At 27.6% G+C, this 22,334-nt stretch carries 15 protein-coding genes and 1 tRNA gene; 5 read left to right on the plus strand and 11 right to left on the minus strand.

Translation table 11 applies throughout. The features are described from left to right. Window positions 1-30 precede the first annotated feature (30 nt). The 5 genes from MBCUT_RS08140 (at window position 31) to MBCUT_RS08160 (ending at window position 5,971) form a co-directional block, all read left to right on the plus strand. On the plus strand, window positions 31-1,689 hold the full coding sequence (locus MBCUT_RS08140; protein ID WP_067260191.1) for a right-handed parallel beta-helix repeat-containing protein: 1,659 nt from the start codon (window positions 31-33) through the stop codon (window positions 1,687-1,689). Between the two features lie 83 nt (window positions 1,690-1,772). Beyond that, complete coding sequence (locus tag MBCUT_RS08145; protein ID WP_281177983.1) at window positions 1,773-2,489, plus strand: DUF2162 family putative transporter; 717 nt, start codon at window positions 1,773-1,775, stop codon at window positions 2,487-2,489. A 253-nt stretch (window positions 2,490-2,742) separates the two neighbouring features. Continuing rightward, a complete protein-coding gene (locus MBCUT_RS08150) occupies window positions 2,743-3,387 on the plus strand; it encodes a MotA/TolQ/ExbB proton channel family protein (RefSeq protein ID WP_067260193.1) in 645 nt (214 codons plus the stop codon). Between the two features lie 216 nt (window positions 3,388-3,603). Continuing rightward, on the plus strand, window positions 3,604-3,951 hold the full coding sequence (locus MBCUT_RS08155) for a DUF2149 domain-containing protein (protein WP_084270771.1): 348 nt from the start codon (window positions 3,604-3,606) through the stop codon (window positions 3,949-3,951). Between the two features lie 61 nt (window positions 3,952-4,012). After that, complete coding sequence (locus MBCUT_RS08160) at window positions 4,013-5,971, plus strand: right-handed parallel beta-helix repeat-containing protein (RefSeq protein ID WP_067260195.1); 1,959 nt, start codon at window positions 4,013-4,015, stop codon at window positions 5,969-5,971. 303 nt (window positions 5,972-6,274) lie between these two features. On the opposite strand, the gene fwdF is transcribed toward MBCUT_RS08160, so the two are convergent. From fwdF to tuf, 11 genes are all read right to left on the minus strand, one after another. Next, the gene (fwdF, locus tag MBCUT_RS08165) at window positions 6,275-7,288 is read right to left on the minus strand and encodes a tungsten-dependent formylmethanofuran dehydrogenase subunit FwdF (protein ID WP_067260196.1); all 1,014 of its coding nucleotides are present in this window, start codon (window positions 7,286-7,288) and stop codon (window positions 6,275-6,277) included. 8 nt (window positions 7,289-7,296) lie between these two features. After that, on the minus strand, window positions 7,297-7,488 hold the full coding sequence (locus MBCUT_RS08170; RefSeq protein WP_067260197.1) for an ATP-binding protein: 192 nt from the start codon (window positions 7,486-7,488) through the stop codon (window positions 7,297-7,299). A gap of 605 nt (window positions 7,489-8,093) precedes the next feature. Next, window positions 8,094-11,282, minus strand: coding sequence for a carbamoyl-phosphate synthase large subunit (carB, locus tag MBCUT_RS08175; RefSeq protein ID WP_067260198.1), 3,189 nt, complete (start codon window positions 11,280-11,282; stop codon window positions 8,094-8,096). A gap of 176 nt (window positions 11,283-11,458) precedes the next feature. Further along, window positions 11,459-12,541: a glutamine-hydrolyzing carbamoyl-phosphate synthase small subunit gene (gene carA, locus MBCUT_RS08180; protein ID WP_067260199.1), complete on the minus strand. Its 1,083-nt coding sequence runs from the start codon at window positions 12,539-12,541 to the stop codon at window positions 11,459-11,461. Between the two features lie 555 nt (window positions 12,542-13,096). Continuing rightward, window positions 13,097-13,531 carry a ribosomal protein S18-alanine N-acetyltransferase gene (gene rimI, locus MBCUT_RS08185; protein WP_067260200.1) on the minus strand — a complete coding sequence of 145 codons (435 nt, stop codon included), beginning with the start codon at window positions 13,529-13,531 and terminating at the stop codon, window positions 13,097-13,099. A gap of 1,319 nt (window positions 13,532-14,850) precedes the next feature. After that, window positions 14,851-15,795, minus strand: coding sequence for a precorrin-6A reductase (cobK, locus tag MBCUT_RS08190; RefSeq protein ID WP_067260201.1), 945 nt, complete (start codon window positions 15,793-15,795; stop codon window positions 14,851-14,853). A 46-nt stretch (window positions 15,796-15,841) separates the two neighbouring features. Further along, complete coding sequence (locus MBCUT_RS08195; RefSeq protein WP_067260202.1) at window positions 15,842-18,586, minus strand: cation-translocating P-type ATPase; 2,745 nt, start codon at window positions 18,584-18,586, stop codon at window positions 15,842-15,844. A gap of 608 nt (window positions 18,587-19,194) precedes the next feature. Further along, on the minus strand, window positions 19,195-19,605 hold the full coding sequence (locus MBCUT_RS08200; RefSeq protein ID WP_067260203.1) for a UPF0146 family protein: 411 nt from the start codon (window positions 19,603-19,605) through the stop codon (window positions 19,195-19,197). A 654-nt stretch (window positions 19,606-20,259) separates the two neighbouring features. Then, window positions 20,260-20,344, minus strand: a tRNA-Ser gene (locus tag MBCUT_RS08205). A gap of 188 nt (window positions 20,345-20,532) precedes the next feature. Further along, window positions 20,533-20,841: a 30S ribosomal protein S10 gene (gene rpsJ / locus MBCUT_RS08210; RefSeq protein ID WP_067260204.1), complete on the minus strand. Its 309-nt coding sequence runs from the start codon at window positions 20,839-20,841 to the stop codon at window positions 20,533-20,535. A 98-nt stretch (window positions 20,842-20,939) separates the two neighbouring features. After that, window positions 20,940-22,181 (minus strand): translation elongation factor EF-1 subunit alpha, encoded by a 1,242-nt coding sequence (gene tuf, locus MBCUT_RS08215; RefSeq protein ID WP_067260205.1) that lies wholly within the window; start codon window positions 22,179-22,181, stop codon window positions 20,940-20,942. Between the last annotated feature and the right edge of the window lie 153 nt (window positions 22,182-22,334).

Raw genomic sequence — 22,334 nt, forward strand, 5'->3', positions numbered from 1 at the left:
TAAATGTTAAAATTTTATAAAGGAATAAAAATGAAGAATAAAAACAAAATAGTGACATTAACATTTCTATTTCTAATAATTATATTTCCACTTAATATGGTGTCTGGAGTGGATGTGTATGATGCTTCATACTATAATGATCAAAATTTATCATTAAGTCAACAGATACAAAAGATTATTGATAGTGCTGCAATTGGAGATACTATTAATTTTTTAGGAAAAAGTTATGAAAACTTAACTTTAGTAATAAATAAAAAGTTAAATATTGTAACTAATGTTGGAACAACCATTAAAAACTCAGATACGAGTAGTTCACTAAATAGTATATTTTTTATAAACGGATCATCTGCTGCTGGAACAACAATATCTGGATTTAATATTTCAAATAAAAATGGAAATGGAATTGTATTAAATAACACGAAAAATATCAAAATTTCTAAAAATAATATAAGTTCATGTAAAGAATCAGGAATATCAATAGAAAAAAGTTCAAACATAAATATTACTCAAAATAGTATAAAAAATTCTACTGAAGGAGTTTCAATATCCAACAGCAACAACATAAACATGAAAAATAACACTGTTACTGAAAATAGAAATAATGGCATTACTATAAAAAATACTGAAAAAGTAACAATAGATTCAAATACCATAACAAAGAACAATGGATCTGGATTAAATGCTTATAATACTACTACAACCAATATAACTAATAACCAAATCTTAAATAATAAAGAATCTGGTATTTTAACTGAAAGTTCTGCAAAAAATATGGTTATAACCAAAAATACAATAAAGCATAATTATTATGGAATAAGATTGAATTCAAATCAAAATAATAGATTAACAATAAAAAGTAATACCATAAACGAAAATCATGATGGTGTTAGCTTTGGTCCAAAATATGTTGATGATAAATCAAAAACTATTTCATCAAATGTAATATATAAAAACTCTGGAAAAGAAGTTGAGCTTATTGAATCAACATATCCCAATCTTGAAGTAGGTGCTAACTGGTATGGTTCAAACAGTGAAAGTTTTGTTAATCTCTGTCCTAAACTTACAACAAGTTTAATACAGGCCAAACTTGTAAAAGGGAAAGGTGGACAGTATTCTGTAGTTTTTAAAGATAAAAATGGGAATGTAATGGCAGATCTTCCATCATTAGACGTCATTTTTACTTTAAATGGAAATAATAAAGTTGTTGTTAAAAGTAAAAATGGAGTTGGTAGTGTTGACTATAGTTCAATACTATTTAGCTTATTAAGTCAAGACAATTTTATTGAAATGTCTGTAGATAACTTCAGAACAAATCAAGTTCTAAGTGCTAAAGATAACAGAGAAAATTATGAATTATGGATCCAAGAATCAAATCAACCAACTGGAAATAACCTAGGGGATGATAATGGTCTAGGGCATGATAACGGAGATGGAACTGGAAATACTCAAGGTACTGGTTCACAGAGTTCTGGAGTCAAAAATCAAAATAGTGCAGATTCTGGAGATACTGGAGCTTCTGCTGCCGAAAATTCTGGTGAAAATCCTACCGATTCTAATTCTGCAAAAGAAATAATAATTCAAGACCCAGCATTGAAAATAGAAGATCCTCAAAATTTAACCTACATTATTGTTGGTTTACTAATTGGTGTTATAATAGTAGGGTACTTCACAGATAAAATAAATCTCTAATGAGAAAATGAATCTTTGCTAATCATTGTAGAATGCATCCAGCTGGAGAATGAAAAATGATTGATCAAAAACTAATAGAACTAATGATTATTTTATTATTGTTCTCTATATCAATAAGCATTGGTTTAAAACAATATAATATGGAAAAATACAAAGCTATTATGACAACTGTTTATTTCATTTTATTACTTATAGTTTCATTCTTCATTTCAAATATTTATAGTAAAAATATAATCCCTTTTATTAATAATAACTTAGAATTTCTGATGGCTATAATAGGAATGTTTATTCTTTATACTGGTTTTAGATTTCTTTTAGAATTTAAAAATAAAAAAGAAACTAGCTATTTAAAAAGTGAATCCAAAAAGAATAGTTTAAAAGAAAAGATTACAAATAATCTTTCATTACCTTTACTTCTTATAGGAGCATATTTTGGGATATTGATTAATCTAATATATGTAGCACCTGTTATATGGATGTCAGTTTTTGAACTGGGATTAATCTGTTCAATTACATCATTTATTATGATAATCTCAATATATCTAATCTTAAGCAACTTTTTGAAAGTAAAAAGCTATATATACAATGAAACAATTGGAATTTTTTTAATATTATCTGGGATATATTATCTAATTGTTTACACGTTTATTCCAAATTTTCAAAGTAGTCTAACTGACAAAATGAGTCCTTTAACTTTGCCTGAAATCAATATGATGATCACTATATTAATCATTGCAGTAATAGCTATTGTAATAGGATTCTTTATAAAAAAATCTAAAAAACTTAAGAATTTACTTTAAAAAACTGATTTACAATTTACATAAACCTTATTTACAATTCACTTTAAACCTTATTTACAATTTACATAAACCTTATTTAGAATTCACTTTAAACCTTATTTACAATTTACATAAACCTTATTTAGAATTCACTTTAAACCTTATTTACAATTTACATAAACCTTATTTAAATTCATGATACCACATAAATTATCAAATCAAAAAAAAAGAATAAATAACAAAACCAAAATGGATTATTTCAGAGTGTGATCAAATGGAAATCTTAGGAAGTGAGATACTAACTAGTTTGTTGCATGCAATATCTCAAACTTTATTGATACCAGTAATAATACTACTTTTAATATTCGTGATATTTACCCTAGTCAGTGTGGGGGGGATTATATCAGAATATAAATCTCGTAAAAAACTTAAATTAAATGAGATCGAATCATTGATAAAATCAATCAATACCACAAATACCTATCATGAAATGGAAGATACAATCAATAATTCTGATATTGGAGAAAGTTACAAAATAGCTATTTTGAAAATCATTGAAAATCATGATTTTGGAATTGAAACTAGAAAAGCTTTTGCAGCTAAAATAATAGAAGAAGAAGAATTAAAAATGGAAAAGTCTGTTGAAAAAACAGACATAATAGTGCGAATTGGTCCAACTGTTGGGCTTATGGGGACATTGATTCCAATGGGGCCTGGACTTGCATCTCTTGGGGCAGGAAATATAGAATTATTAGCTCAAGCTATTATAGTAGCTTTTGATACAACTGTCACAGGGTTAGCTGCAGCTGCTGTGGCCTACATAATTTCTAGAGTTAGAAAAAGATGGTATGAAGAAGACCTATCTAATTTTGAAGTATTAATAAGTTCAACTTTAGAAATTCTTGAAAAAAAAGCTTAAAAATGATTATAGATAATGAAAAATTATAATCCAAAAAATTAGAAATGACAACAAATTAGAACAATAAGAAAATATTGATTGTCATGAGAAAAAAAGGAGAGCTATGATACTTTAATAAGAAAAATAAAAAATGGAGAGATATAATAATCTAATAAAAAAAGAAAAAATGGAGAGCTATAATAATCTAATAAGAAAAATAAAAAATGGAGAAACATGATGTCTATAAGAAAAAGAAAAATTTTAGGCAAAACCAGCGGAGATGAAGATCCACTTTCTGGAATGGCTAATTTAACTGATGCTATGTTAGTCTTAGCTGTTGGTTTTTTGATATTCGCAGTTATGTCCATGAACATGCAAAGTGTAATTTTTAATGATTCTTCACCTGAAGAAAGAAGCAAATTAGCAGAAGCAATAAAAAACACAGTAGCTGTTGAAACTGGAGAAGAATATAATGGAACTGCAGATGTCGATTCTGGAAGCGACGCAGGTATGGAAAACATGGGAACAGTCTATAAAGATCCTGATACAGGAAAATTAATAATGATTCCTCCTACAAGCTCTTAATATTAAATAAAAATTCATAATAATTAAAAATAATTAAAATATTTCATAGAAGATGAATAATATGAATCAATTAATAAAAAATTCAAGTATGAAAGAAGTATATTCTAAAAAAGGTATCTCTAAAATTTTATGTATGGTATCAACTATCATTTTTATTTTAGCAGTGTTTTCTATAATTATTTCAAATGTTTCGGCTGCGACAATAACTGTATCTCCTAATACAACTACTTCAGCGGATAACCATTCAATTAATGATGCTATAAATGCTATTAATCCTTCAACTGATTTAGAAAATACAATAATCCTATTAGAAGGAACCTATAACACAGATGAAGATATTAATAACAACATAACACTCAATGGTAACCTTAGAATAGTTGGTAACTCTAGCCCAGATAAGGTAATAATTGATGGTAGAAGTCTGGGATATTTATTTAACATATCACCTAATTCTAATGTTACCTTTGAAAATATAACCTTTAAAAATGGAAATAGTGCAAATGGAGGTGCTATTTACAATAATCAGGGAAATGTTACAATAAGCAATTCCATATTTAGTAACAACAAAGCTGATGCCGACGGAGGAGCTATCAACAATAAAGGACATATATCCGTTATTAACTCTATATTCATAAACAATATTGCAACTAATGGTGGAGCTATTTATAGTACCTCTAACTCCAATATAAGTTGGTCTAATTTCACCAACAATAGTCAAGCTATTTGGATTTCTGGTTCAAATAATTCTATTTTAAGCTCTAACATCCTAAATAACTTAAATGGAATATATATAAATAGTAATTCTAACGGAACTATTGTAAATTACAATAGAATTTTAAATAATACTGCAAATGGTTATGATTTAGATAACTACGGAAATAATACTGATGCTAATTTAAATTGGTGGGGTGTTAATAATCCAAGCTCTTCACAAATTAGAAATAACGGTCAAAACTTTATTAAAGATTATTGGTATGTTTTACAAATAACTTTAAACAATGATAAATACCTTGCTACTGCATCTAAAAATTTTACTAACGATCCAGGTATCTATTTAGCTTATAATCTATCTACAAATAGGCCTATTAATAACGATCCTTTGAAATTAGCTCCATTCAATGTTACTGTCCTATGTCCATTTGGAAACACATTCAACAGAAACATTCAAACATTTTCAATAAGTTGGGGAACTGGAACTAGATGGGGATTGCCACTTGATAACTTTAATACTTATTATTCAGTTCAAGTATTTACTGACAATGAATATATACTCTTAGAAATAAATTACATGATATCTAAGATAGATACTGAAGATATTAATGGTAAAGTTGATAAGCCTATAGAATTAGTTGCAAATCTGACAAACGGAACTGGAGGGAGCATAGCTAATAAAACTGTGGAATTTTGGATAAATGGTCTCCTTATTGGAACCAATAAAACTAATGAAAATGGAATAGCTAAATATTACTATACTCCTACTAAATCAGGGATATTTAATTTTCTTGTTAAATTTAATGAAGATAGTGATTATGCTACCTCCAATGCTAGTAGTAATATAACTATAGCTGAACAAAATCCTAAATTAGAAGTTTACAAAACCGAAGGGAAAATAGGTGAAGTTCTTAAGCTAAAAGCTAAACTAGTTGATGAAAATGGGAAGCCTCTTAAAGATAAAACTGTCTATTTTTATCTAAATGGAAAGTTAATTGGATTTTCAAAAACAAATGATGAAGGCATTGCAACTTTATCTTACATTGCTACTAAAACAGGTACATTTGTTTTATCTGCAAAATTCACTGAAGAATCAAAATATCTAGCAAAAGAAAGCAAAAATAGTTTAGTTATTGTTAAAACTACTAAAAACAATGATAATCAGAATTCTTCAGAAAATATCAACAAGAGTAATATCAAAGACCTAAATTCTCCAAAAGCTAGTATGAAATCTACAGGGAATCCGATAATATCTATTTTAATAATGTTATTGACTACAGTATTATGTTTAACCTGCAAAAAAGATTAAAAGTAAGTTTTTTAAAACCTGTTGACTAGAGAATAAATATTCTCTACTTTATATTCTTTTTTAAATATTTTTATGAAATAAACAATCTAAAATCATTTCTAAATAAATACTCTCTAAATAAATACTCTTTAATTCATTTTTTAAAAAAAAAGAGGGTCGGCCAAAATTCCATATCGGCTTGTCAAAATCTTAGGAAAATCCTTTGTTTAGTAAAAGAAGAAACTTTTTTTTGAAAAAAGCTATTTTTGGCCGACCCTCCGACCTTAAAAAAAAAAAATCTTTTTAAAAATTATTTATCTCAATTTAATCAATTATACTTCCTAAAATCTTCTGCCAAGAAGCTGATTTTATATTATCCAAATTCATTACGGTTCTATTAACGTTTAAAATCTTTTGAGGACAGGCTTTCGCACATGCCCCACATAGTACACAAACTTCCTGATTAACAAAACTTTTATTATCTACTATTGTGATTGCATTACATGGACAGACATCTTGACAAGCATGGCAAGAATCTCCTTTGCAAATTAAATCCTCTTCCTCATTTTCATTTAAAATTACTTCACCTTCAAATGGTTTTTTAGTATGTGCTGCCTCTGTAGGACATATTTTTTCACACCAGCCACAGTTGACACAAATTTCTTCGTCTAATACAAGAGCTCCGTCAATAGTAACTTCAGGTATTTGTTCAATGTCCATACAAGAAGTACAGATTATTTTTATTGCATCTTCTGGACAAACTTTCTGGCAAATTTTGCAATACATACATTTGGATTTATCTATTTCAATATCTTTAGCAGTAAACTTTTTAGTTGTTTTTTCACTTTCAGTTTTAATAGTTATTGCTTCAGCTGGACACATCTCTACACAAATACGACAGTTGATACATTTATCCACTTCGGTTCTTGTTTCCCCCATAACAAGATCTTCTACATTTGGTAGATTTCTTTTCATAGCTATTGCATCTCTTGGGCAGTATATTTCACATTTTCCACAATATATGCAATCATCTTTAGTTATTTCTGTACCACAGTTCCATTTTGGATAGTTTTCGATTTTTTTAGCATTTTCACCATTGATTTCAAAGTCTATTGCATCAAATGGACATGCAAATGAGCATAACCCACACAAAACACATTTATCATGATTCATATTGATATAGTCCATTTCCAATATTCCCCTAGCAATAGGCAAAATTGGTCCAAGATTTAAAGCAGATGTAGGACAAATATCAGAACAAATTCCACATCCCACACACTCATCATTAGTATGAGTTATTTTTCTTGTTTCTTTTCCTTCACGGAGCACAGAAGTCATTTTATCACTTATCCTTTTGAAATAGCCTGATTAGGACAATTTGCAATGCAAAGATCACAATCATCACAATTTTCATCTACAACTTTTAGATTTCCACCTTCATCTATTAAAGCTCCTTGTTCACATAATTTAATACATAATCCTTCACCAGGACAATTTGATATATTTCCACACTTTTCATAGTTAATTTTTACTGTCATCATATCACCTTTTTAATAATATATAATTATCAATATGAACATATAAACATATCGATTCTTTTCCGAAAAAAAAATTTACAAAAAATAATTAATATCCTTGCATATTATCATGTTTAAATAAAAAAATGAGGTTTTTTCAAATATGAAAATAATTACACATTAACTTAATAATTATGAAAAAATTTGTTAATAAAAATGATAATTATGAAACACATTAAATTTTTAAATTAAAAATTATTTAACATCCAAATCAATTCAAAAAGAAAAAATTAAAAATATTTTAATAATAATTAAAAATAAAAAGAAAAATCAATGCTAAATCATGGAAACAGCGTACAAATAAATAAAACAAATTATCAATAAATATTAAGATAATAATGATGATAATGATAAGGATAAAGATAATAATGATGATAATAATAATAAGGATAAAGATAATAATAAGGATAAGGATGATACTAAAAAATATTTTGAGGACTACTAATAAAAACATTAAGACTGTTAAAAATATTAAAAAAATTAATGAAAGTAATACTAATTAAATAAAAGAGTAAATAATTAATTTTTATTAATTAGTTAAATATTAGATATTTATCAAATTTAAATTAATTATTTTCTTCAATGTATTCATTTAATGATTTAACTTTTAATTCACTGCATTTAATAGCTTCAATAGCATTCAAAGCAGCTTTAGCCCCAGCTAGTGTGGTAACATAAGGGATTCCAAGTTCAATAGCTAATCGCCTAATCTTATAACCATCAGATGCTGATAATTTTCCAGATGGGGTGTTGATTATCATATCTATCTCTTTATTTAAAATTGCATCACTAACATTAGGAGAATTTTGACTAATTTTACTTATTTCAGTGACATTCTCACTAGTAATTGATTTTGCAGTTCCTGGAGTAGCTACTACTTTGAAACCTAAATCAATTGCTTTTTCAACTATTTCTTTTACTTTTGGTCTATCAGATTTTTTAACACTTATGAAAATAGTTCCTTTCTTTGGTAAATCCATATTTGCAGATAACTGAGACTTATAAAAAGCTAGTCCAAAGTTTTCATCTATACCCATACTTTCTCCAGTTGATTTCATTTCTGGACCTAAAATAGTATCGGCCTCTGGAAGTTTGAGAAACGGAAAAACTGATTCTTTTACCGCCACATGATTTAATTTGATCTCTTCAGTTAAATTGAGATCTTTTAATTTTTTTCCAATGATGAGTAAAGAGGCTATCTTAGCAAGTGGTACTCCAATAGCTTTACTAACAAATGGAATAGTACGACTTGCTCTAGGGTTAGCTTCAATTATGTAAACCTTCCCTGAATCTCCCTCATCAAGCTTTACAGCATATTGAATATTCATAAGGCCTATTACATCAAGTTCAATAGCTAATTTATGAGAATAATCCCTAATAACATCAAGAAGATTTTCTGGAATAGTTTGAGGAGGTATTACGCAGGCAGAATCTCCAGAGTGAACCCCAGCTTCTTCAATATGCTCCATTATTCCTCCTATGAAAACATCTTCACCATCACAAAGAATATCTACATCAACTTCAACAGCATCTTCTAAAAACTTATCCACTAAAATAGGGTGTTCTGGAGAAACCTTCACTGCCTCTTCCATATATTCTTTAAGCTCATAATCATCATAGACAATTTCCATAGCTCTCCCACCTATTACATATGAAGGCCTAACTAGAACCGGGAATCCGATTCTTTTAGCTGCTATTCTTGCATCATCAAAGGATTTAGCCAAACCATAAGGAGCTTGAGGAATGTTTAATTTGTTCAATACTTCTGTAAATCTCTCCCTATCTTCTACCCTATCAATACTTTCGTAAGGAGTTCCAAGTATTTTAATACCTGCCTTTGCTAGAGGAACAGCTAAGTTAATAGAAGTTTGTCCACCAAATTGAACTACGACCCCTTCAGGTTTTTCTTTTTCGATTATTCCCATAACATCTTCAAAGGTTAATGGTTCGAAAAATAGCTTATCTGAAATATCATAATCAGTACTTACAGTTTCTGGATTATTATTGATTATTATTGTTTCAATACCCTCATCCTTTAAAGCTAAACTTGAATGAACGCAACAATAATCAAATTCAATTCCTTGTCCAATTCTAATCGGTCCTGCACCTAAAATCACAATCTTTTGATTATTCGAAACTTTAAGTTCATCTCCTTCATCATAGCTGCTATAATAATAAGGAGTTTTAGCTTCAAATTCAGCAGCACATGTATCAACCATTTTATAAGAGGGTTTAACATCATGGTCATTTGCTAATTTTTTAATATTTGTAATATCCATGCCTGTTATTTCAGCTAAGGTATAGTCAGAAAACCCCATTTTTTTAGCTTCTAAAAAGAATTTTTTATCATGAAGAGATTCATTCTTAATTCTTTCTTCAAAATCAACAATGTTTTTTATTTTATTAATAAAAAAAGAATCAATGCTAGTAATTTTTTGAAGTTTTGCTACAGACATTCCCATCTTCAAGGCACTATAAATTTGAAACAATCTCTCATCAGTAGGATTTTCTAAATCATCTTTAGTAAAATCAACTTCTTGAAAACCTTCATATCCAATATCAAGTGAACGAATAGATTTGTGTAAAGCTTCTTCTATGGTTCTTCCAATAGACATAACTTCCCCCGTAGATTTCATTTGAACACCAATCTTTCTGTTGATGCCTTTAAACTTATCAAATGGCCATCTTGGAATTTTAGAAACCACATAATCAATTGTTGGTTCAAAAGAAGCAGGTGTTTCTTTTGTTATGTCATTTTGAATCTCATCAAGTGTCATTCCAATAGCTATTTTAGATGATATTTTAGCAATTGGATATCCTGTAGCTTTTGAAGCTAATGCACTACTTCGACTTACTCTTGGATTTACTTCAATGACTTTATATTCTCCAGTATTTGGATTGACAGCAAATTGGATGTTACATCCACCTTCAATTCCAAGAGCCCTTATGATTTTAATGGAGGCATCTCTAAGTTGTTGAGCTTCAATATCATTTAAGTTTTGAGCAGGAGCAACCACTATACTTTCACCAGTATGTATTCCCATAGGATCTATATTTTCCATACTACATAAGATAATACAAGTATCATTTTTATCTCTCATAACCTCATATTCAAATTCTTTCCAACCAATAACAGATTCATCAATAAGAACTTGATTAATAAAACTCATATCTATACCATGAGAAGCAATTTCAATCAATTCTTCTTTATTATGAGCTACACCTCCACCAGTACCCCCTAAAGTAAAAGCAGGTCTCACAATTACAGGATATCCTATCTCTTCAACAGCTTTTAAAGCATCTTCAATGGATTCTACAGCCTTAGCTTCGGGAATAGGTTCATTAAGTTTATCCATGAAATTAGCAAATAATTCCCTATCTTCTACATTAGCAATTGTGGAAACAGAAGATCCTAATACTTTTATTTTATCAAGAACTCCTGTTTCACCTAACCTAGTAGCTATATTAAGACCAGTTTGCCCCCCCATAGTGGGAAGAATTGCATCTACTTTTTCTTTTTTGATTATTTTAGCTACTATTTCTGGAGTTAAAGGTTCTACATAAACTTTATCTGCCATGTCCATGTCTGTTTGAATTGTAGCAGGATTACTATTTATTAGTACAGTTTCAATCCCTTCTTCCATAATAGACTTACAAGCTTGAGATCCCGAATAATCAAATTCAGCAGCTTGTCCTATTTGAATCGGCCCTGAACCGATTATGAGTACTTTTTTAATATCATGATCAATTGGCATCTATAATCCCCATTTATTTATTAGTAATAATAATCTTTAATAATCATCCACAAACAATAATATCCATAATCACTTAAACTTATTCAATATAAAAATGATTCCATCATTAATAATCATCCACAAACAATAATATCCATAATCACTTAAACTTATTCAATATAAAAATGATTCCATTATTAATAATCATCCATCATCTGTTTAAATCTATCAAATACAAAACTTGTATCATTTGGACCAGGTCCTGCTTCAGGATGGTACTGGACACATTGAAGAGGTAATTCTTCATGGGAAAATCCTTCAGGAGTACCATCATTAAGATTGATTTGAGTTAATTCTAAAGGAATGTCTTTTAATGAGTCTGCATCTACAGTGAATCCATGATTTTGTGAAGTTATAAAAACCTTACCAGAAGCCAAGTCTTTAACTGGTTGATTAGCTCCCCTGTGACCAAATTTCATTTTATAAATTTTAGCCCCAAAAGATTTAGCTATAATTTGCTGACCCATACATATTCCAAAAATAGGAAGTTTATCTGAAATTTTTTTCATAGTATCTATTGTTTCTGTAACCCTAGATGGATTTCCAGGACCACAAGAAATCATCAAGCCATCAACATCACAATCTAAAATATTTTTATAATCAGTATCATAGGGAAAAAGAGCTACACCAATATTTCTCTTTAAAAATCCATTAATGATATTTTTTTTCACACCACAGTCAATAATAGCTACTCTTCTTTTAAAATTTTCTCCAAAAACAACTGTTTCTTTGGTTGAAACTTGAGGAACTAAATCCATATCTACAATACTAAGCTGATTTCTAGCCATAGCTTGTAATTCACTATCATCAATTTCTTCAGTAGCCATTGCACATTTCATTGCTCCTTTTTCTCTAATTTTTATAGTTAAATCCCTTGTATCGATTCCACTAATACCAGGAATTTTAAACTCTCTTAAAAATTCATCTAATGTTTTTTGAGATGAAAAAGCAGAAGGTTGTTTACAAACTTCTCTAACAATAAACCCTTCCGTTTGAATCTTACTAGACTGATACCATTCTTCATCTACCCCATAGTTTCCTTGAAGTGGGTAAGTTGACATTAAAATTTGACCTTTAAATGAAGGATCAGTCAGTGCTTCCACATATCCAGTCATTCCAGTTGAAAATACTACTTCCCCAGTAGCTGTTGTTTCATGGCCAAATCCTTCTCCCTTAATTATAGTTCCATCTTCCAAAGCTATTTTGGCTTCATTTTCCATTAAATCACCATATTTGAAACTGATTATGAATTTAAATCATTTTTTTTTATTATGTTATTATTAAAGTATCTTAATATAAAAATTTCATTAACTATTCATTATTTATCTCTTCTTTTATTTTAGTTAATTTAATTAAAATACTTTTGTTATTGGTGACTGTCAAAAACTTGAGGGTTGAGATATTTTTAATATAAATTTGGAAATTTATAATAATGCTAAAAGGATTTATTTTGTAGTTATTTGTGATTTAAAGCAGTTAAATGCTAAAAGGATTTATTTTGTAGTTATTTGTGATTTAAAACAGTGCAATTCATATTTTAATAAAAATCATATTTTTGAAAAATTCTATAATTTTTAAAAACCCTCAAGTTTTTGATAGTCTCTGTTATTGAAATATTTTAAAATATAAAATTTCAAAAGATTATGAAAAAATTATGAAAATATAGGGATAAGAATATTAAAATAATCAATATTGATAAAAAAGAAGAATAGACAAGGTTGATAGAAAAATAGAATTAATATAATTAAATTTATTATATACTGAATTCACTCCCCTTATAAAAGGTTTAAATATAACTTGTAAGCATCAGATCCATCTTCATAATAATTTGAAATTTTTTCTCTGCATTTAAATCCTAAAGATTTATAAAAAGTTATGGCTTCTTTGTTTTGAGACTTAACTTCTAAACTTATTTTGAATATATTGAAATTTTTAAAAATGTCTATAGTAGTTTTTAAAAGCTGAGATCCGACTTTTAATCTTTTATACTTTGGATCAACAGCTAAAGAAATTATATGACCTTGATCTTCTTCAATAGCCCAAAATATAATATATCCCACTATTAAATTCTTTTGTTGAGCTACTAAAAACCCTGATCCCATATCAAAAAGTTGTTTAAGTATTTCAATTTCATATGGTTCAGAAAAAGACATTTTTTCAATTTCATGAACTCTTCTCAAATCAAAAGGCCTGAATTCTCTTATTATCATCTGACTACCTAATTTTCCCCATATCCTATTGAATTTAAATAAAAATAGATTTTTAAATTTAATATATTATGATCGAATTATTCTAAAGTAATTATTATGAACTAATCATAATCTAAACTATTAATATATACTTTAAATTAGAAATTTATAATAAAAATAATCTAAACTATTAATATATACTTTAAATTAGAAATTTATAATAAAAATAATCTAAACTATTATTATAAATTAATTGTTATATTTAAATTATTATTATACTTTAAATTAGAAATTTATAATAAAAATAATCTAAACTATTATTATAAATTAATTGTTATATTTAAATTATTATTATACTTTAAATTAGAAATTTATAATAATTATAATTTTTTATGATTGCCAATAGTAATTATTTTTATTTAATAGGAGCTATTAAATTAAGGATAATATTTATAGTTTTTATTATATCATGAAAATAATTAATAATAACTGTTTAAAACATTAACCATTTAAAAGAATCGCTTATATTATAAATATTCATCGAGATTATATATTAGTAATATGTTAGTATTAAAGTTACTTTTTTAAGCAGAATTGTGATTCATGGATATTATACTACTTATAGTTACTATGTATTTAAATATGACATTAAAATAATGCAAAAACTAGAGATACTTAAATTATAGCAGATATTACTGAAAAATAATAAGAATAATGATTTTTCTAAAAAAAGTTTTTCTTTCCCCTAATTAAAAAAATAAGAGATATTTCAGTTTATTGTTAGTTTTAATCATTTTTAATTCCTTAGTTATTTTTTTTATTAGATGATTAATATTTTAATCATGTTTAAAATCATATATGATTTTAAAAAAAGTTTCAATCACTTGTATTTTTATAAAATAAGCTATTTTTAAGTATCATATACCAAAATAAGATATTAATCTTAGAGCTTTGAATAGAGGTGTTTCAATTCCTTTTGTGTATCTTTTATTTCTTAAAACAAGGTCTAAACAAAGGTTTTTTAAAGAATTAAATAGTAATCTTTATATAGTATGCTCATTAATAGAAAATTGAAGTTAATTACATAGTAAAATTAATAATTAAAAATATAATATATTCAACAATTGGAAATTTGATATTTTAAATTTTTAATTGCTGTGTAATAAACGGATTGAGAGGCGGTTTTTAATAAACCATAAAATAGCATCTAGATTTCTAGATGTTATTTTTTAATTTTATTTAACTTATACAATATTTATTGGTGCAGGAAGGAATGGGTCATTAAAATAACCCAATTATTCAATAATTAATATTGAATTAGTGTGCCATATAAAAAAATATTATCCAATCAATGAATTTAACTTATTTTTCAAACTTTCTAAATCTTGTACAACAGTTTCATCTTTTAAATTATCTATTTTAGGCCTATCAATAATGATAATAGCTATTTTTAGATCATTTGCAGCTTCTAGTTTAGCTGGAACACCACCAACATTTCCACTTTCTTTGGTGATAATAACTTCTGCTTTAAGTTCTTTCATTAGAGATTTATTAAATTCTTTTGAAAATATTCCTTGCATAGCTATTATATGTTCACCAAATATTCCCAATTCATTACATTTTAAAATAGATGACTCAACTGGAAGCACTCTAACATATAAATTATCAATATTCACTGATTTTAAAACATCCCTGATTGTGTTTACTCCTGCTAAATGAAGGATATTGCCATTTTTCCATTTCTTAGCTATTAACTTTCCTGCTTCTTCAAAAGAATCAACATGATAAATAGTACCATTGTTTCTATATTCCAAACTCGGTCTTTCAAAGCGGATATAAGGAATATTACTTAATTTTGAAGCTTCAATAGCTGTTTTTGTAACATTACTAGCATAAGGATGAGTAGCATCAATAAATACATCGAAATTATTGTTATTATTATTATTAGAATTATTATTACTATTATTATTATGGCCATTATCACTCTTATTAGGATTATTGTCCAGAATATCCAAAATTTCTTCTTTTAATAATGGTTTATCTATTACTTCATCTGCACCAGCATCTTTAGCTATTTTTCCACCATAATCAGTGGTTGTAGTAGCTAAAATATATGGCGAATTCTCTGATGAATTTTCTGATGAGTTCTCTAATGAATTTTCTGATGAGTTCTCTGGTGAATTTTCATTATCAAATCCTTCCTTTAAAAGTTTGATTATGTTAATGGAATCCTTAGTTCCACCCATTAAAAATATTCTTGATCTATTTTTAGATTTTTCATCCATAAATCCACCATTTTGTTAGTTTATTCAAAAAATTCACTATCTTTCCCTATTTAATCAAAATTCTATCTAAAATTCTTTCAGAAACTAAAATAGTTCCAGATACGATTAAAATCAAAATCCAATGAAACCATTCCAGACCAGTAGTTCTAAATATTCCTTGTAAATATGGAAGGTAAATAACCAAGAGTTGCAATAAGAATGAAGCAGCAATAGCCACCCAAAAGAAGTTATTTTTATCTTTAGAGTTAGCCCTATTATTTATTGCATTGAATATCTGAAACATAACAAACACTGTGAAAGCTACAGTCATAGCTATTGTACTACCATTAGCTAATTCTTTATTAACATTTAATTCATAGAAATAAAGCAATAAAGTTCCAACTGCCATCACAACTCCTGCAACAAATATCCTAATCAAGGTAATTTTAGTTAAAATATTTCCTTTTTCAGGATTTCTTCCCATTATATCTTTTTCTGCCCCTTCCATACCTAAAGATTGAGCAGGCGGACCATCCATAATAATATTTATCCAAAGAATTTGTATTGGATTAAATGGAATTGGTAAACTTAAAATAGAGGCTGCAACTATTGTTAAAATAGCTCCAACATTGGTAGAAACTTGGAATTTGACAAATCTTTTTATATTGTCAAAAATTTTCCTTCCTTCTTCAATTGCACCTATTATTGTAGCGAAATTGTCATCTTGTATAACCATATCTGCAGATTCCTTAGAAACATCTGTTCCACTACCCATAGCTACACCAATTGAAGCTTTTTTAAGGGCAGGGGCATCGTTTACTCCATCACCTGTCATTGAAACAACATTATCATGATTTTGAAGAGCTTCAACTATTCTAACTTTTTGTTCTGGATAAACCCTCGCATAAACCTGAACATCTTCTACAATAGCTGAAAATTCTTCATCACTTAATTCTTCAAGTTCACTACCAATTAATACTTTTCCTTGATCTAATATTCCAATTTTTCTTCCAATAGCTGCAGCAGTAGATTTATGATCGCCTGTTATCATTACCACATTTATTCCTGCAGTTTTACAAGATGAAACAGCTTCTTTTGCTTCTTCCCTTGGAGGATCCATCATTCCCACAAGTCCAACAAATATTAAATCCTTTTCTACATTTTGAGGATCTTCTATACTAGAATCCCTCTCCATTTTTTTGTATGCTAGAGCAAGTACTCTGAGTGCAGAATTTGTCATTTCATGAATATTTTTACTTATGGTTTCCTTGATTTCATCATTTATAATTTCAATAGTTCCATCATTATCAATGTATTTACACAAGCCTAGCATGATTTCAGGAGCACCTTTACTAAAAACATATAGATTTTGACTAGTAGAGCTACTACTAGTACTGCTAATAGTACTATGTGTAGTATCATTACCATTATTTGTTACTTCATTGGTATTTGAAAATATATTACTATCATCTTTTAATTCATGGATAGTAGTCATTCTTTTCCTAACACTATCCAATGGGATTTCTTTAATCCTAGGATAAATTTTTTCAAGTTTTAATTTAGTATAATCATTATCTTGACCATATAACATCACCGCAACATCAGTTGGATCACCAACAGCCTTATTGTCTTTTATGCTTGAATTATTACACAATGCAGAAATTTCTAAAGCTTTATCCTTATTATTAATTCTTGCATCCACAACACTCATCTTATTTAAAGTTAAAGTGCCTGTTTTATCAGTACACACTACAGTACAAGAACCTAATGTTTCAACAGCTAATAACTTCCTGACAATTGCATTAGATTTAGCCATTTTTTGCATACCTAAAGCTAAAGTAAGAGTAAGAATAGCTGGTAGACCTTCTGGAACAGCAGCCACTGCCAATGAAACTGCAGTCATGAATGTTTCAACTAATGGATGTCCTTTAAATAATTGAAGACCAAATACAAAAATACAAACCACAACAGCTATAAGTCCCAACGTCTTACTCAAAGAACTTATTTTCTCTTGTAAAGGAGTGTCTACATCTTTTTCTTGAATCATTTCAGCTATTTTGCCTATAGAAGTTTCCATACCAATAGCTATTACAACACCCATACCTCGTCCAGAAATCACATTAGAATCCATATATCCAATCTTTTTTCTGATATTTTCATCATGAGAATCTTTATCAAAATTCTCAAAATATTCATCAGTGTCATTCTTATTAGAATTATTAGAATTAGAATCACTAGAATTATTAGAATTACGATTAGAATTATTAGAATTAGAATTAATATGACTACTATTAACCCCACATTCTTTAGTTACAGGTTTAGATTCGCCAGTTAAAGAAGATTCATCAATTCTAAGGTCTGCAGTTTCAATCAAAAGAATATCTGCGGGAATCTTATCTCCTTCTTCTATTACAACAATGTCCCCAATAGTAAGATCAGTTCCAGAAATTTTTTCAAATTCACCATCCCTTTTAACCACAGCATTTGTTGAAACCAAACTTTTCAATTTTTCCATAGCCTTCTCAGCACGATATTCCTGAATAAATCCAATTGTAGCATTTAAAATAACTACAATTAATATTACTACTGCATCAATCACATCTCCAACAAAGTATGCAGCTATTGCAGCTACCAGAAGAAGCAAAATTAGTACATCAAAAAATTGCATGATAAATAATTTAATTGGATGATCTTTCTTCTCTTCCCTAAGTTCATTCTTTCCATATTTACTTAATTTCGATTTAGCTTCCTCATGAGACAAACCTGACTCACTAGTTCCGTATCTTTGAAAAATTTTGTCCTTATTACTCATTAAATCCCCTAGTTAGATTAGGATAAACCATTATATTGCTTTATTAAAAATTAATTTAAATGATTTGATAATTTTAATTAATTTCAATTATTCTCTGAATAATTAATTTATTAAGCTATTTTATTAATTTAAATTAATATTAACTTACATAATAACTTCATGAAAACATTTAGTGAGACTGTTTAATGAATTAAATTATAATCGTTAACTTAATTTGAAAATAAAAATAATAAAATATGATAACAAACTAGTAATGAATATATTATTTTCATAGTTATTAAATTTTTATAAATTTTAAAGTCCAAATATTAATTATATTTAATACTTTTAATTAAACCCCCAAAATATCAAAAACATTCAATACTTTTAATTAAACCCCCAAAATATCAAAAACATTCAATATGTTAGAATAGATAAAAAATATCTTATTAAAAATAGAGAATGCCTTATTTGAGATTTTAAAAGCATGCCATATAAACTTATAGTATCAGTTTTATGATTAAATAGAAAAAGAGCTATAGTCTTTAAATTAGCTTAAATCAAAAACAGAGAAAAAGAATTATCTAAAAAACTTAAAAATAATTAAAAATTCAAATTATAGTTTATAATTAAGGAGAATATTCATAGAAAACAGCTTTTTTATAATTAACTAGACTCATTTCTTTATTGATGTTTATATCCTCATTAAACAAAGGTTTTATTATTAAAATACTTCCTGTTTTATCAATGATTTTGCCTAAGTAAGGTTGAAGTTCTGAAGGAGGGCGTATTGAATAGATCACTTTAGCATCTTTATATAGATTAAGTTTTGGATTAGTTATATCATCATATACAACCGTATCATTTGCAGGAGCTATGTCCGTCATTATAAAATTAAGGTTATTATAAAGATTATTATATTCATTTAAATAATTTGAAACATCAAATAATTTCCCAACACCTATTTCAACTACTTTTTGAGAAGTATCTGATTTTCCCTCTAATAACTTGATTATATATTCTCCTAAATCAGCCCACATAATTTTACTCACTTAGATACATTCAATAGTTAAAATTATAACTTAACTTAATTTTATAATAATTTAATTTTATAGTTGACTTAATTTTATAACAACTTAACATTATAGTTAAATTAATTTTATAATAATTTAATAGTTGAATTAATTTTATAATAATTTAATTTAATAGTTGAATTAATTTTATACTAAATTAATTTGATATTATAGATTAAGATTTATTTGAAATTTAATTATTTCGATATAATAAGTGATTACATTGATATAGTACTTTAATATTTTATTTTTAAGGAAAATATTTCTAAAATAATTCTATATAAACTTAATATCAAATTCAATAGTGATAAAAATATCATTACAATTCTTTTTATTAATAAATAAGAAATCTCATCTTATTTCTAATAAAAAATTAATTATAATAATCATTTCGTGAAATAATAATTATCATGTAAATTTATTTCTAATAAGATTAATTAGTTTAATATTATTATTCATATGATAAAAAGAAAATAATTTTAAAACATCATGTTTTTAGTAGATATGACTAAAATCGAATCAGATAATAATAGCTTATTTTCTAATAAAGTGTTAATACTTATTAAAGAAAATGATTGGCAAATTTATGAAATGGATGAAAACAATTGAAAATTAAAAATACGCCAAGACTGGGATTTGAACCCAGGCGGAGAAAATCTCCACAGGATCTCAAGTCCTGCGCCTTACCTGGCTAGGCTATCTTGGCAAGTAGGAATAGTATTATATAATACTAAAACATTATAAACAATTTAAAGTTATAAAATTAATTCCTTGTATAAAAAAGTTAGAAATTGTAAAAATTGTAATAAATTTAAAAAAAGTAGCTAATTAAATAAAATAGCTCTTCCTAAGAATAGCTATATAATATTAGCTATTTATTAAATAATAGCTAACTTAGCTTTTAAGTTCAATTTCAATACTTACATTATCTGGAACATTAACCTTCATAACTTGTCTCATTGCTCTTTCATCTGCTCCTATTCCAACTAATCTTTTGTGAATTCTGAGTTCCCATTTTTCCCAAGTAGCTTTTCCTTCACCATCTGGTGATTTTCTTGTAGGAACCACTAATTTTTTAGTTGGTAATGGAATTGGACCCGAAAGATCTACGCCAGTTCTTTCAGCTATTTTTCTAAGCTGATCACAGACAAAGTTAAGTTTCTCTGGGTCAGTTCCTGTAAGTTTGATTCTTGCTTGATGCATTTTCATCCTCCAAAAAATAAAAAAAATATAAGTTAATTTAAACCTATAAAAAGAATAAGATAGCTATTTAATATTTTAATAGCTAATTATTATCCTATTTATTTAGCAGGAGTAATACCTATACACATACCCGCAGCAACAGTTTGACCCATGTCCCTAATAGCAAATCTACCCATATGAGGGATATCTTTAATATTTTCGATTACCATAGGTTTTGTTGGTTTAACTTTTACAATAGCTGCATTACCAGTTTTGAGGAAATCAGGATTTTCTTCTTCAACTTGACCAGTAGCAGGATTTAACTTTTTAGTTAATTCTAAGAAAGTACATGCAACTTGAGAAGTGTGGCAATGGAATACTGGAGTGTATCCAACAGTTATAACACCAGGGTGTTGTAAAACAACAATTTGAGCATCAAATTCTTTAGCTACAGTAGGTGCGTTGTCAGTATGTCCTGCAACATCCCCTCTTCTGATATCATTTTTACCTACACCTCTAACATTGAATCCAACATTATCTCCAGGTTCAGCTTCATCAAACATTTCATGATGCATTTCTATAGATTTAACTTCTCCAGAAGATCCAGCTGGTTCAAATATAACATTTTCCCCTTTTTTCATTAGTCCAGTTTCTACTCGTCCAACAGGAACAGTTCCTACACCAGTGATAGAATAAACATCTTGAACAGGTACTCTTAAAGGTAATTTAGTTGGTTTTTCAGGAGCTTTAAAATCTTGTAAAGCAGGGATTAATGCTTTTCCTTTATACCATGGAGTGTTAGAACTATTTTCTTTAATGTTATCTCCTTCAAATGCTGAAAGTGGGATGAAAGGAACTTCAGAAGGATTATAACCAACAGATTTAATGAGACCAGATACTTCATCTTTTAATTCATTGAATTTGTCTTCAGAGTAGTCAACTAAATCCATTTTGTTAATAGCTATAATAATTTGATTGATACCTAGAGTTCTAGATAAAAAGATATGTTCTTTAGTTTGTGGCATTACGCCATCATCTGCAGCTACTACAAGTACTGCTGCATCTGCTTGTGATGCTCCAGTAATCATGTTTTTAACAAAATCTCTGTGCCCTGGACAGTCCACAATTGTAAATTCATATTTTGGAGTTTCGAATTTTGCATGAGCTAAATCAATTGTAACTCCTCTTTCTCTTTCTTCTCCAAGTTTATCCATGATGAATCTAAATTTGTTTTCACCTTCATCTAATTGCTGTTCAGCAATAGCCCCTGATTGTAACAAAACGTGTCCAACAAGAGTGGATTTTCCATGATCAACGTGTCCAATAAACGCTAAATTTATATGTTCTTTTGCTTTTGCCATTGTAAAAACCTCTATTTTTAAAATAATAAATCATTATTTTTAAATTCAGTTAAATTATATCGTTTAACTTTATTAAATTTGAACTTAACCATATAAATATATAATGATTTTTAATTTGATTTTTTAACTTTTAAATTTTTTATTTAATATTAT

The organism is Methanobrevibacter cuticularis (genome assembly GCF_001639285.1).
GTDB lineage: Archaea > Methanobacteriota > Methanobacteria > Methanobacteriales > Methanobacteriaceae > Methanobaculum > Methanobaculum cuticulare.